Here is a 13,437-nt window from a genome sequence, read left to right as displayed (position 1 = left end):
CAGCGTAAAGGCGCGACCATGAGGATCGCGATCATCGACACCAGCGCAGGGCGTGCGGCCGTCATATCCGACGGTTTGCGCGAAGCTGGCCTCGACGACCTCGTACTGGTGGATACTTCCAAACCACTTGTTGCGCAGATCGAAGCGGCCGCCCCCGAAGTTGTCCTAATCAACCTCGAAAACCCCAGCCGCGACCTGCTCGAGGACTTCTTCGCCATGTCGCGCGCCCTCGCGCGCCCGATCGCGATGTTCGTCGATCAAAGCGACGCCGAGGCGACCGGCGCGGCGATCGATGCTGGCGTATCTGCATACGTCGTCGACGGATTGTCCAAGCAGCGCATCAAGCCGGTCGTCGACCTCGCCATCCGGCGCTTCCAGGCTTTTTCGCGCCTCCAGCGCGAACTCGACGACGCCAAGAACGCGCTTGCCGAACGCGCCGTCATCGACAAGGCGAAGGCAATATTGATGAAGCGCCGCCAGATCGATGAGCCGGAGGCTTATGCCCTGCTCCGCGGACAGGCGATGCGCACCAACCGCCGGATTTCGGAAATTGCCGAAGCGATCGTGACGAGCGAAGCGCTGATGGGAGACATGGAATGACCGGCGAGCGCTTCCGTATCGGCTTTCTTCCGCTCGTCGACGCGGCGCTTCCGGTTCTCGCACACGAACTCGGCTTCGCTGCTGCCGAAGGCCTCACCATCGACCTCATCCGCGACATGACTTGGGCGACCGTGCGTGACCGCCTGCTCTACGGCCATACCGACGCAGCCCACATGATCGCGCCGCTAGCCATCGCAACGACGCTCGGGAAGGATCGCCCCGCCGTACCGCTCGCGGTGCCCTTCGTCCTCGGCCTCAACGGCAACGCCGTGACATTTTCGACCCGGTTGGCAGCGGAGACGGGTTTGACCGGCGAGCTGGGCGACCCGACCCGGATCGGCACGGCGTTGAAGAAAGCAGCAGATGCAAGGGTCGCAGCGGGCAAACCGCTGCGCTTCGGCGTCGTGCACCGCTATTCGAGCCACAACTACATGTTGCGTTACTGGCTCGCGGGCGTCGGCATTCGTCCCGATCAGGATATCGAGATCGTCGTCACCAGCCCGCCATTCGCCGCCGACGCGCTCGCCGCGGGCGAGGTCGACGGTATATGTGTCGGCGAGCCGTGGAACTCGATTGCGGTTGACCGCGGCGTCGGCCACATCGCGCTCGCGACGGCCCAAATCTGGCGCCGCGGCGTCGAGAAGGTACTGGCGATGCGCGAGACGGTTCTCGACGAACGTCGCGGGGAAGTAGAAGCCTTGGTGCGCGCGCTGCACGCGGCGGCGGCACATTTCATCGAACCCGACGCAGCCGCGGAAAGCGCCGATATATTGGCGCGGGCCGAATATCTCGACGCGCCGCGCGATGCCGTGCTGCGTGCGATCACCGACCGCATCCGGCTCATACCCGGTGGTGATCCGGTCCACTATCCCGATTTCATGTTCCAGTACCGCGAGGCCGCAAACTTCCCGTGGCGTAGCCAAGCCGCGTGGCTTTATTCGCAGATGGTGCGCTGGGACTATATGGCGTTCAGCGGCGGCGAGGCGGCAGCAGCCAGCAACGTCTTCCGTCCCGACGTTTACCGCGCCGCGCTTGCCGGCTCCGGCGCCCCCCTGCCCGGCGCCAGCTCGAAGCTCGAAGGCGGGCTCGACGAGCCCATCGGCGCGGGGTCCACGCAGGGGCGCCTGACGCTCGGCAGCGACCGCTTTTTCGACGGCCGCGCCTTCGATCCCGACGATATCGAGGTCTATCTCTCTGAACTCCCCTAGCTTTCCGATTTATGCTGCACCTGCGAAATAATCCCTTGCAGCAAACCCGCGAATCGGGCAGCTTAAGCGCACTCGGCAAGGCTGCCGGGGCAGGATAAGGCGGCGACGGTTCCAACGAGGGGATCGAACCGCAGGCGGACGGGGAGCCATTCCCCGCAATCCCAACAGGCAATGAAGCCGTCAGGATGCGCCCGCATGGCCGCCGTCCTGGCGGCTTTTTTATTGCCCGTCACACGAAGGGGACGGACGATGACGACTGCAACCACGGGGGCCACGGCGCCCAAATCGAGCTTCTGGGCGAGCGGGCACTGGCCGACGTTGATCGCCGCCTTTCTCTATTTCGATCTCGCCTTCATGGTCTGGGTCATCCTTGGCCCGCTCGCCCCCTCGATTTCGGAGGATCTTGGTCTGAGCCCCGCGCAAAAGGGGCTGATGGTCGCGGTCCCGACGCTCGCCGGCGCGGTACTGCGCGTCGTCAACGGACTGCTCGTCGATCGCATCGGGCCAAAGCGCTCGGGCGCGATCAGCCAGATCATCGTCATCGCCGGGCTGTTCGCCGCCTGGTTCTTCGGCGTCCACAGTTTCGCGGGCACGCTCGCGCTCGGCGTGATCCTCGGCTTCGCGGGCGCCAGCTTCGCGATCGCGCTGCCGCTCGCGAGCCGCTGGTATCCGCCCGAGCATCAGGGCAAGGCGATGGGCCTTGCCGGCATGGGCAATTCGGGCACGGTGCTCGCCGCACTCTTCGCCCCCGGCCTCGCCAAGCTGTTCGGCTGGAACGCCGTGCTCGGCCTCGCCTGCATCCCGCTGACGATCGTCTTCTTCATCTATCTCGCGATGGCGAAGGACGCCCCGAACGCCCCCGCGCCGAAAAAGCTGGTCGACTATTTCCAGCCGCTCAAGACCGCCGACGCCTGGTGGCTGATGGGCTTCTACTCGGTAACCTTCGGCGGTTTCGTCGGGCTTGCCGCCTCGCTCCCGATCTATTTCACCGACCAGTTCCACCTCACCCCCGTCATCGCGGGCTATTGCACCGCGGCGTGCGTCTTCGCCGGATCGCTGGTGCGGCCGATGGGCGGTGCGCTCGCGGACAGGGTCGGCGGCGTCAAGGCGCTGATGGCGGTGTTCGTCGTCGCGGCCCTTGCTCTTGCAGGCGTACCGCAAGCCGATACGTTGCCCGCCGCGCTCGGCCTGTTCGTGATCGCGATGCTCGCGCTCGGCACCGGCAATGGATCGGTGTTCCAGCTCGTCCCGCAGCGTTTCTCGGCCGAGATCGGCGTGATGACCGGGCTCGTCGGCATGGCGGGCGGCGTCGGGGGCTTCTACCTCGCCTCCTCGCTCGGCTTTGCGAAGCAGTGGAGCGGCAGCTTTGCACCGGGCTTCTATATCTTTGCCGGGCTCGCGGTGCTGGCGCTGGTGGCGCTGATGTTCGTGAAAGGCCAGTGGCGCGCGACCTGGGGCGCAGCCGAAGGCGTGCGGATCTAACCATGACCCGCACCCTTGTGATCTTGCTGGCGCTCGCGCCGGCCGGGGTGGCGCACGCCCAGCATGTCACCCTCAAGCCGCTCGGCGAAGCCCGGCTTCGCTACGAACAGGTCGATCAGGACGGCATCGCCGCCGACGCCGACGCCGTGACCCTGCGCCTCCGCGCCGGGGTCGAGGCGAAGGCCGGGCGCTGGTCGGCGCTCGTCGAAGGCCAGGGCAATCTGGCGGTCGTCGATGGGTATTTCGACGGCCTCCACGGCGCCGCGACGCGGCCCCTCGTCGCCGATCCCCAGAATATCGCCCTCGCCCGCGTGCAGCTCCGCTATGCCGCGCCAAGCTTCGCGATCACCGCGGGGCGCCAGCGGATCGCGCTCGACGACGAGCGCTTCGTCGGCGCGGTGCCCTTCCGCCAGAACGGCCAGAGCTTCGACGCGGTTCGCGCCGAGATCACGCCGATCAAGGGCCTGAAGGCCGACCTCGCCTATGCGTGGAACGTGCGCACCATCTGGGGCATCGACGGCGCCGGCGCACGGCAACAAGCGGTGTCGGGCGACAATGTCTTCGCCAACGTCGGCGTCGCGACGCCGATCGGCAAGGCGGCCGCCTTTGCCTATCTGATCGACCAAGACGAAGCCGCGATGCAGGGCTTTCGTATGTCGAACCAAAGCTATGGCGTGCGGCTCGACGGCAGCCAGCCGCTCGGCAAGGCGAAGATCGCGTACCAGCTGAGCTATGCGCGCCAGTCCGACTGGCACCGCAACCCCAATGACTATGCCGCCGACTATTGGCTCGCCGATGTCGCGGTCGATCTTGGCGGCCCCCGGGTCGGCGCCGGGTACGAGATACTCGGCGCCGGGTCAGGAAGAAATGGGGAAACCGCCCTCACCAGCTTCCAGACCCCGCTCGCTACCGGATTCAAATTCCAGGGCTGGGCCGACAAATTCCTCACCACCCCGCCCGACGGCGTGCGCGATCTCTATGCGAGCGCGGGCTGGAGCTGGAAAGCGGTGGGGCCGCTCAAGGCCGTGACGCTGCAGGCGGCGTACCACGACTATCGCAGCGACCGCGCCTCGCGCTCCTATGGCGACGAGATCGACCTGCTCGCCAGCGCCAAGCTCGGCAAGGTCACCGCCTCGGCGCGCTACGCCCATTACGAAACCGACGGTTTCGCCACCGATACCGACAAATTCTGGCTGCAACTGGACTGGATGCTCTGATGGAACACCGCCCCCTCAAACCAGACGCCGACACGCGCGAGCATCTCGTCGTGATCGGCAACGGCATGGCCGGCTGCCGCGCGGTCGAGGAACTGCTCGCGCGCGATCCGAGCCGCTACCGCGTCACGATCTTCGGCGCCGAGCCGCGGGTCAATTACAACCGCATCATGCTGTCGCCCGTGCTGGCGGGCGAGAAACGCTTCGACGATATCGTCATCAACGATGCCGGCTGGTATGCCGACAACGGCATCGCGCTGCTCGCGGGCGATCCGGTGGTCGCGATCGACCGCGACGCGAAGAGCGTGACGACGCGCGGCGGCCTGTCCGAAAGCTATGACCGGCTGCTGATCGCGACGGGTTCCGACCCCTTCATCATCCCGGTGCCGGGCAAGGATCTGCCCGGCGTCATCGCCTTCCGCGACATGGACGATGTCGACACGATGCTGGCCGCGGCTGAAACGGGCGGCGATGCGGTGGTGATCGGCGGCGGCCTCCTCGGCCTGGAAGCCGCGCACGGCCTCACCTTGCGCGGGATGAAGGTCACCGTCATCCACTTGATGCCGACCCTGATGGAGCGCCAGCTCGACGAAGCCGCTGGCTGGCTGCTCAAAAATGCGCTCGAAGCGCGCGGGCAGACGATCCTCACCGGCGCCGACACCGCCGAGATCGTCGGCGACGGCAAGGTCGAAGGTGTGAGGCTCAAGGACGGCACGCTGATCCCCGCCCGCCTCGTGGTCATGGCGGTCGGCATCCGCCCCTCGGTGGCTCTCGCCCGCGACGCGGGCCTTGCCGTGGGGCGCGGCATTCAGGTCGATGACCATATGGTGACCAGCGACCCCGCGGTGCTCGCGGTAGGCGAATGCGTCGAGCATGATGGACAGGTTTATGGCCTCGTCGCGCCGCTGTGGGACATGTGCCGCAGCCTCGCCGACGGCCTCGTCGAACAGCCGACCGGCTATCGCGGATCGGTCACCTCGACCAAGCTCAAGGTGTCGGGGATCGATGTGTTCTCGGCGGGCGATTTCTCGGGCGGCGACGGCTGCGAGGACATTGTCCTCCGCGACGCCAGCCGCGGCGTTTACAAGCGCGTCATCGTCAAGGACGACCGCATCGTCGGCGCGGTGCTCTATGGCGATACCGCCGACGGCAGCTGGTATTTCGACCTGCTCAAGAAACAGGAGGACGTCTCCGATCTTCGCGACCTGCTGATCTTCGGCCAGGCCTTCGCCGCGGGAGGCGGCGCGGCGGACCCTAAGGCGGCCGTTGCGGCGCTTTCCGACGATGCGGAAATCTGCGGCTGCAACGGCGTTACCAAGGGCCAGGTCGTCTCGTGCATCGCCAAGGGCGCGCACAGCCTCGATGCGGTGCGCGGCACCTGCAAGGCGTCGGCGAGTTGCGGCAGCTGCACGGGCCTCGTCGAAAATCTGCTCGCGCTGACGCTCGGCGACGATGTCCAGTCGGGACCCAAGACGATGTGCAAATGCACCAGCTTCGGCCACGACGACGTCCGCCGCGAGATCGTCGCGCAGGCGATGCGCTCGATCCCCGAAGTGATGCAGAAGCTCCACTGGTCGACCCCCGACGGCTGCTCCTCGTGCCGCCCTGCGCTCAACTATTATCTGCTCTGCGCGCTGCCCGGCGACTATGTCGACGACCAGCAGAGCCGCTTCGTCAACGAGCGCCTCCACGCGAACATCCAGAAGGATGGCACTTATTCGGTCGTCCCGCGCATGTGGGGCGGCCTCACCAACCCGACCGAGCTGCGCGCGATCGCCGACGTCGTCGAAAAATACAACGCCCCGATGGTCAAGGTCACCGGCGGCCAGCGGCTCGACATCTTCGGCATCAAGAAGGAGGATCTGCCCGCGGTCTGGGCCGACTTGGGCGCCGCCGGCATGGTTTCGGGCCACGCCTATGGCAAGGCGCTGCGCACGGTGAAGACCTGCGTCGGGTCCGAATGGTGCCGCTTCGGCACGCAGGATTCGACCGGGCTCGGCGTCAAGCTTGAGCGGATGAGCTGGGGCAGCTGGATGCCGCACAAGCTCAAGATCGCCGTGTCGGGCTGCCCGCGCAACTGCGCCGAGGCGACGATCAAGGACTTCGGTGTCGTCTGCGTCGACAGCGGCTACGAACTTCATGTCGGCGGCAATGGCGGCATCCACGTCCGCGCCACCGATCTCCTCTGCAAGGTCGCGACCGAGCAGGAGGCGATGGATTATTGCGCCGCCTTCATCCAGCTCTACCGCGAGGAAGCGCGCTACCTCGAACGCACCGCGCCATGGATCGAGCGCGTCGGGCTCGCGCATATCGTCGCGCGCATCGTCGACGACGAACCCGGCCGCGAGGCGCTGCGCGCGCGCTTCCTCTATTCGCAAAGCTTTTCGCAGGACGACCCCTGGGCGCAGCGCGCCGAGGGCGCCGAGGCCGAACATCATGCGCCGATGGCGCGCTTCATCCCGCAGGGAGAATATGCATGACCACCGCTGAATGGCTCGACATCGGCTGGGTCGACCAGATCCCCGTGCGCGGCAGCCGCACCGTGCAGGTCGAGGGCGGCGACGACATCGCACTCTTCCGCACCGCCGAGGGCAAGGTCTTCGCGCTGCTCGACCGCTGCCCGCACAAACACGGACGGTTAAGTCAGGGCATAGTCCATGGCGGCGCCGTCGCCTGCCCCCTCCACAATTGGCGGATCAGCCTGTCGACCGGCGAGGCGCTGGGCGAGGACAAGGGCTGCACACCCACGGTGCCGGTCAAGATCGATGGCGGCCGCGTCCTCATCTGCCGCGCGGGCACGCTGAAGGCCGCCGCCTGATGACAGAGGCGATCCGCACCACCTGCGCCTATTGCGGCGTCGGCTGCGGCATCCGCGCGACGGTGACGGGCGAGCGGAGCGTCGAGATCGCCGGCGATCCCGACCATCCCGCCAACCGCGGCCGCCTCTGCTCGAAGGGTACGCATCTCGGCGAGACCGTCGGGCTCGAAGGCCGCCTGCTCCATCCGATGATCGGCAGCAAGCGCGCGAGCTGGGACAAGGCGCTCGACCTCGTCGCCAAGCGCTTCAAGGAGACGATCGCGCGCCATGGCCCTGGTAGTGTCGCCTTCTATGTGTCGGGGCAACTCCTCACCGAGGACTATTATGTCGCGAACAAGCTGATGAAGGGCTTCATCGGCACCGCGAACATCGACACCAATTCGCGCCTCTGCATGTCGAGCGCGGTCGCGGGCCACACCCGCGCCTTCGGCGAGGACATCGTCCCCGCCACCTATGACGATCTCGACGCCGCCGACCTGTTCGTCCTCGTCGGGTCGAACACCGCCTGGTGCCACCCGATCGTCTACCAGCGCATCCGCGCGCGCTGCGAGGCCGGAGCGAAGCTCGTCGTCATCGACCCGCGCCGCACCGAAACCGCCGAAGAAGCCGACCTGCATCTGCCGATCCGCCCAGGCAGCGACGTCGCGCTGATGAACGGCCTGCTCCAGCATTGCCGCGAGGCGGGCGTCGTCGATGAGGAGTATCTGGCCGCACATGTCGCGGTACCTCAGGATTTCTGGGGCCAGCTTGGAGAGGGGAATGACCTGTGGTCGGTGGCGCGCCTGTGCGACGTCCCCGCCGCCGACCTCAGGCATTTCTATGAGCTGTTCGCGGCGAACCCCCGCACCGTCACCCTCTTCAGCCAAGGGATCAATCAGGCGACCGCAGGCACCGACCAGGTCAACGCGATCACCAACCTCCATCTCGCGACGGCACGGATCGGCAAGCCCGGCGCAGCGCCCTTCTCGATCACCGGCCAGCCCAACGCGATGGGCGGCCGCGAGGTCGGCGGGCTCGCCTCGACGCTCGCGGCGCATATGGATTTCGCGCCCGAAAACCGCGCCCGCGTCCAGCGTTTCTGGGCGTCGCCAAAGATGGCGGAGAAGCCGGGCCTGAAAGCCGTCGACCTCTTCCGCGGCATCGGCGAAGGCAGGATCAAGGCGCTGTGGGTGATGGCGACCAACCCCGCCGTGTCGATGCCCGACGGCAATGCGGTGCGCGAAGCACTCGCCGCCTGCCCCTTCGTCGTCGTCAGCGACATGATCGAAAAGACCGACACCGGCGCCTTCGCGCATGTCCGCCTGCCTGCCGCGGCGTGGGGCGAAAAGGACGGCACCGTCACCAACAGCGACCGCACGATCAGCCGCCAGCGCGCGCTCTTCGCGCTGCCCGGCGAAGCGATGCCCGACTGGTGGATCGTCAAGGAGGTCGGCCGGCGCATGGGCTGGAAGACCGCTTTCGCCTACGACCGCCCCGCCGACATCTGGCGCGAGCACTGCCGTCTGTCGACCTACGACAATGACGGCGTGCGCCTGTTCGCCTTACCCGGCGCCGCGCAGGGCGGAACCGCCGCCTATGATGCGATGGAGCCGTTCCGCTGGGGCGGCGACCACCCCTTCGCCGACGGCCGCTTCTCCACCGAAGATGGCCGCGCGCGCTTCGTCCCCGTCGCGCAAAAGCCGCTGCCCGAACCGCTCGGCAAATGGCCGCTCACGCTCAATACGGGCCGCTATCGCGACCAGTGGCACACGATGACGCGCACCGGCCTCGCCCCCAAGCTCGCGCGCCACCGCGAGGAGCCGCTGGTCGAGGTCCACCCCGACGACGCCGCGCGCCTCGGCCTCCGCGACGGCGGCCTCGCGCGCGTCGCGACGCCGCAGGGCAACAGCCTCTACCGCGTCGCCTTCCACAGCGGCCAGCGCCCCGGCGAGCTGTTCGTCCCGATCCACTGGACCGACCGCACCGCGAGCGGCGGGCGCACCGGGCTGCTCCCGCGCCCGCTCGTCGACCCCGTGTCCGGCCAGCCGGGATTCAAGCGTACGCCAGCGTCGATCGCAGCGGTGACGCCGAAGTGGCGGGGCTTCCTGCTCCTCGCGCGCGAACTCGCCGAAACGCCGCGCTGCCTGTGGGCGACCCGCGTCGCGGTGCCGTCGGGCGTGATGTGGGAAGTCGCGGGCAATGGCGACCTCAAGAGCATCGAGGCATTGCTCCCCAAGGGCGAGCGGATCGAGGCGCAGGACGCCGCGCGCGGCACCAAGCGCATCGCGATCGTCGCGAACGGCCGCCTCACCGGCGCGCTGTTCATCACCGAGACCGGCGAACTGCCCCCGCGCGACTGGCTGATCGCGCAGCTCGCGGCGCCCGACGTCGCCCCCACCCTGCTCGCGGGGCGCGCGCCGGGGGTGCAGGCCGACCGCGGCCCGATCATCTGCGTCTGCTTCGACATCGGGCTCAAGACCATCGTCGCGGCGATCCGGGACCAGAAGCTCGCCGATGTCGCGGCCATCGGCGGTGCGCTCGGCGCGGGCACAAACTGCGGCTCGTGCCGCCCCGCGCTCGCGCGCATCCTGACCGAGGAGACCAGCAATGCAGCCTGACGATTTCGCGCCCGGCACCGTCTGGCTCGTCGGTGCAGGCCCCGGCGATCCCGACCTGCTCACGATGAAGGCGGTGCGGTTGATCGAGCGCGCCGACATCGTCTTTTACGACGCGCTCGTTGGCGATGGCGTGCTCGCGCTGATCCCGGCCAAGACCGAGATGGTCAGCGTCGGCAAACGGTCGGGCCGCCATTCGAAAGACCAGCGCACGATCGACGCGATGCTGGTCGACGCTGCTGCAGCCGGCAAGCGCGTTGTGCGCCTGAAAGGCGGCGACCCCTCGATCTTCGGCCGCTCGACCGAGGAACTCGCTGCCCTGCGCGAAGCCGGGCATATTGCCCGCATCTGCCCGGGCATCACCACCGCGTGCGCCGCCGCGGCGTCCGCCGGCATCTCTCTCACGCTCCGCGGCGTCGCCCGCGATGTCCGGTTCGTCACTGCACATAGCAAGCGCGGCGCAGCACTCGACATCGACTGGTCATCGCTTGCCGAAGGCGGGTCGACCCTCGCCTTCTATATGGGGCGCGGCGCCGCGGGCGAAATCATGCGCGGGCTCATGTGCGCCGGCATGCGCGGCGACATCCCGGTGATGATCGCTTGCCACGTCAGCGGCCCGGACGAGCGCCGACTGGCAACGCGGCTCGACCTGCTCGATCTCGCGACCCGGTCGTTCGCAACAGACGCACCGACGCTGATCCTCGTTGGCGAGGCTGTCGACCAAGGTGCCCCCGCACTCATGATTTCGGAAGCGCACGCGCGACAGATGCATGGGTAAGCATGCAACCATCCCGGCATCCGGCGCCTGCGCTGCCTCGATCGATTTCGACAACGCGCTGGCGATCCTGGCAGCGCATGCCCGCCCCCTCGGCAAGGAAAGCGTCCCCTTGCACGACGCGGGCGGGCGCTATCTCGCTGCACCGGTGCTTGCCCGGATCGACGCGCCGCGGCGCGACTGCGCGGCCATGGACGGCTATGCGGTCCGCGACGCCGACCTGAAGAACGGCACCATAGTCTTGCGGTCGAGCGGCACGAGCTACGCGGGCGGCGCCGAGCCGGGCGCAATCTCGGCGGGAGAAACCTGGCGTGTAATGACGGGCGGGCCTCTGCCCCACGGCAGCGACCGCGTTGTAATGATCGAGCATTGTCGGCATCGCGGCGATCTCGTGGTGCTGGACGCTCCGCCGCTCGGCAAGCCGCACGTCCGGAAGGCCGGCTCCGATTTTTCCGCGGGCGACGAACTCCTCGTGGTGGGCACGAGGATGACGGCGGCCCGGCTGGTCGTGGCGGCTGCCGCAGACCGCTCCGAGGTCGAAGTATGGTGTGCTCCGCGCATCCTGCTGGTCGCGACCGGCGACGAAATCCTCGCGCCGGGATGTGCATTGCGGATGCTGAACGCGATCCCGGACAGTCTCAGCATCGCAATCGAGCACTTGTGTGTGTCCGCGGGTGCGGACGTCGTCACCGCCTTCAGGCTCCCCGACGATGAGAGGGCGATTGCCGACGCGCTGGAAAGAGCCGCCGCCGACGTGGTCGTCGTCATTGGCGGTGCCTCACGCGGCGACCGCGATTTCGGGCGGTCGGCCTTGGCATCGCTCGGACTGGAAGTCGCTTTTGCCGATGTCGCCATCAAACCCGGCAAACCTGTCTGGTATGGCCGATTGGGGCAGACCCATGTTCTCGGGCTCCCGGGAAACCCGACGGCGGCCTTTACGGTCGCCTCGCTGTTCCTTGCCCCGCTGATCGCGGGTCTGTCCGGAGGAGCAGTATCGGACGCGCTGCCCTGGCAGCTCAGGCACGCGACGAGGCCGATCCCGCCAAATGGGCCGCGCGAGGCGTTTCTCTGCGCGTCATTTTCCTGCGAAGGCGCTGCGATCTGCGATCGTCAGGATGCGTCGGGACAGGCGATGCTCGGTGTCGCCGATTGCCTCGTCCGCCGCCCCGCCAATGCGCCCGCAGCGGATGTAGGAGAAATCGTACCGGTGTTGCCGCTGTGCTGATGGGCCTCCTGCTCGGCCGATTGCGTACACGGGAAACCCCGGACCGTCCGGCAAGGCTAGCGAAACCTGCCAGCCTCAAATCGACGCTCGCGGCAATTGGGCAAAAGATCGAAAACGGCAGCGGAGAGACTCTGTCTACGGTGGAGAGCAAGATCTGGAACACCGCAGCGGTGATCTCCTACATGGCGCCCGCGTCCAGAGATCATGCACCCGCAAATGCCAAGGTTCTCAGCTGGGCAGCCGCCCGCGCCGGTTTCGAAGATATGGGTTTGCCGGACGCTGCGACATTCGTGACATCCTTGGTGACCGAGCTCGCTTTTCGAACCGAAATCGATCCTCGCGACCGCCGTGGCGAAACCGACTCTCTCGTCAGGCTTGCCAAGCTGAAGCAGCAGTTTTCAGCGATTGAGCAGCAGCACGACCTCTGGGAATTGCTACGAAGGCTGATTGAGCGAACCGCTCGCTAGGTTCGCGCTTCCGGCCAAAAAAAAGCGCCCGCCGGATGAAACCGGCGGGCGCAAGATGAAGATTTCCGTCCCCTTTCGAGGAAGAGTTCTTCTGGGTCGCCCGGCGCAATTAGCGCGACGCCGCGATTCTCGATTGTATGAAAGCGCCAAAACGCCAGCTATTCATAATGTTGCGCGGCGGAGAGCGACTGCGCCTGGCCGGTAGCTGCCTGATCGCTTTGGGGCGTAAGCCTCAGGAATCAGACGTTTGAGGCAATATGCGTGCCGGTGAACGGGGCGCGACCGATGGCGGTGACAGTCGATAGGTGATCATGATGTCCCACGCGGCCGCTAACCGTCCCTGGCATGGACCGCACGACGTCAGCAGGACGTCCGCCGAAGTCATTCTCCGGCACCAAAAATCAGATCGAGCATTTGATTCTTCCAAATCCGCACTGCGCGCTCGATGGACGCAGCGTCCGGGTTCCGGATGTATTCCACCGTCAGCCCGCGGGTGACAGCATTGTTGAGCAGTTGTACGCTCAGATTTATTTCATTTTCGGCAATCCCCGCTGCGTGCAGGATGGAATAGGCCCACAAACGGACGCGACGATCGAAGCGGCGGGTGCTGGGTCCAACCTCGCGGTCGAGGTCCGGATCATTGCGGCGCGCGAGATGAATTTCGAGAACCGCCGCCATCTCGGGCCGGCTGATCATCTCGAAGTTCGCATCGATCAGATTTTCCATCGACTCGCGCGGCGTGCGTCCGCGCCGAATGGCTTCGCGATAGACGCGAACCCGATACGCCGAGAATTCGCCCGCGACGGCCGCCATGAGCTTCGCCTTGGTCGGGAATTGATGCTGGATCGCGCCGAGGCTCATTCCGGCCGCGTCGCGGATCGTATGCATCGTGGCCCCTGAATAACCCTGCGCGCACAAGACGTCGCGCGCCGCCGCGATAACCTTCGCACGGGTCGCCGCGCTGCGATCGGCTTGGCTTCGGCGCGGTTTTTGGGCGACGCTGGTCATGCGGGAATTATCTGTAACGACATTGGCCTCGTTCATAAGCGAGATT

General features: G+C 66.9%; 11 protein-coding genes. 10 read left to right on the top strand and 1 reads right to left on the bottom strand.

Annotated features, from left to right (window positions below):
* The first annotated feature begins 18 nt into the window (after positions 1-18).
* The 10 genes from ACVENA_RS20190 (at position 19) to ACVENA_RS20145 (ending at position 12,383) form a co-directional block, all read left to right on the top strand.
* Positions 19-600, top strand: coding sequence for an ANTAR domain-containing response regulator (locus ACVENA_RS20190; RefSeq protein WP_058457382.1), 582 nt, complete (start codon positions 19-21; stop codon positions 598-600).
* Positions 597-1,808 carry a CmpA/NrtA family ABC transporter substrate-binding protein gene (locus tag ACVENA_RS20185; RefSeq protein ID WP_449326781.1) on the top strand — a complete coding sequence of 404 codons (1,212 nt, stop codon included), beginning with the start codon at positions 597-599 and terminating at the stop codon, positions 1,806-1,808. The genes ACVENA_RS20190 and ACVENA_RS20185 overlap by 4 nt, the downstream gene beginning before the upstream one ends.
* Before the next feature lie 249 nt (positions 1,809-2,057).
* Positions 2,058-3,290 (top strand): nitrate/nitrite transporter, encoded by a 1,233-nt coding sequence (locus ACVENA_RS20180; RefSeq protein ID WP_257546666.1) that lies wholly within the window; start codon positions 2,058-2,060, stop codon positions 3,288-3,290.
* 2 nt (positions 3,291-3,292) lie between these two features.
* Complete coding sequence (locus ACVENA_RS20175) at positions 3,293-4,507, top strand: alginate export family protein (RefSeq protein WP_257546668.1); 1,215 nt, start codon at positions 3,293-3,295, stop codon at positions 4,505-4,507.
* The gene (gene nirB / locus ACVENA_RS20170; protein ID WP_449326780.1) at positions 4,507-6,984 is read left to right on the top strand and encodes a nitrite reductase large subunit NirB; all 2,478 of its coding nucleotides are present in this window, start codon (positions 4,507-4,509) and stop codon (positions 6,982-6,984) included. The genes ACVENA_RS20175 and nirB overlap by 1 nt, the downstream gene beginning before the upstream one ends.
* The gene (gene nirD, locus ACVENA_RS20165) at positions 6,981-7,322 is read left to right on the top strand and encodes a nitrite reductase small subunit NirD (protein ID WP_257546672.1); all 342 of its coding nucleotides are present in this window, start codon (positions 6,981-6,983) and stop codon (positions 7,320-7,322) included. Before nirB ends, nirD begins: the two co-directional genes overlap by 4 nt.
* Positions 7,322-9,919: a nitrate reductase gene (locus ACVENA_RS20160; protein WP_257546675.1), complete on the top strand. Its 2,598-nt coding sequence runs from the start codon at positions 7,322-7,324 to the stop codon at positions 9,917-9,919. The genes nirD and ACVENA_RS20160 overlap by 1 nt, the downstream gene beginning before the upstream one ends.
* On the top strand, positions 9,909-10,694 hold the full coding sequence (cobA, locus tag ACVENA_RS20155) for a uroporphyrinogen-III C-methyltransferase (RefSeq protein WP_257546677.1): 786 nt from the start codon (positions 9,909-9,911) through the stop codon (positions 10,692-10,694). Before ACVENA_RS20160 ends, cobA begins: the two co-directional genes overlap by 11 nt.
* Positions 10,687-11,916 (top strand): molybdopterin molybdotransferase MoeA, encoded by a 1,230-nt coding sequence (locus tag ACVENA_RS20150; RefSeq protein WP_257546679.1) that lies wholly within the window; start codon positions 10,687-10,689, stop codon positions 11,914-11,916. Before cobA ends, ACVENA_RS20150 begins: the two co-directional genes overlap by 8 nt.
* The gene (locus tag ACVENA_RS20145; protein WP_257546681.1) at positions 11,916-12,383 is read left to right on the top strand and encodes a hypothetical protein; all 468 of its coding nucleotides are present in this window, start codon (positions 11,916-11,918) and stop codon (positions 12,381-12,383) included. The genes ACVENA_RS20150 and ACVENA_RS20145 overlap by 1 nt, the downstream gene beginning before the upstream one ends.
* A 381-nt stretch (positions 12,384-12,764) precedes the next feature.
* On the opposite strand, the gene ACVENA_RS20140 is transcribed toward ACVENA_RS20145, so the two are convergent.
* Positions 12,765-13,391, bottom strand: coding sequence for a TetR/AcrR family transcriptional regulator (locus ACVENA_RS20140; RefSeq protein ID WP_257546683.1), 627 nt, complete (start codon positions 13,389-13,391; stop codon positions 12,765-12,767).
* Positions 13,392-13,437: the final 46 nt, after the last annotated feature.

This window comes from Sphingopyxis sp. 550A (genome assembly GCF_053569535.1).
Note: the sequence above shows the minus strand (reverse complement) of the source record. Positions and strands in the feature narration are given on the sequence as shown.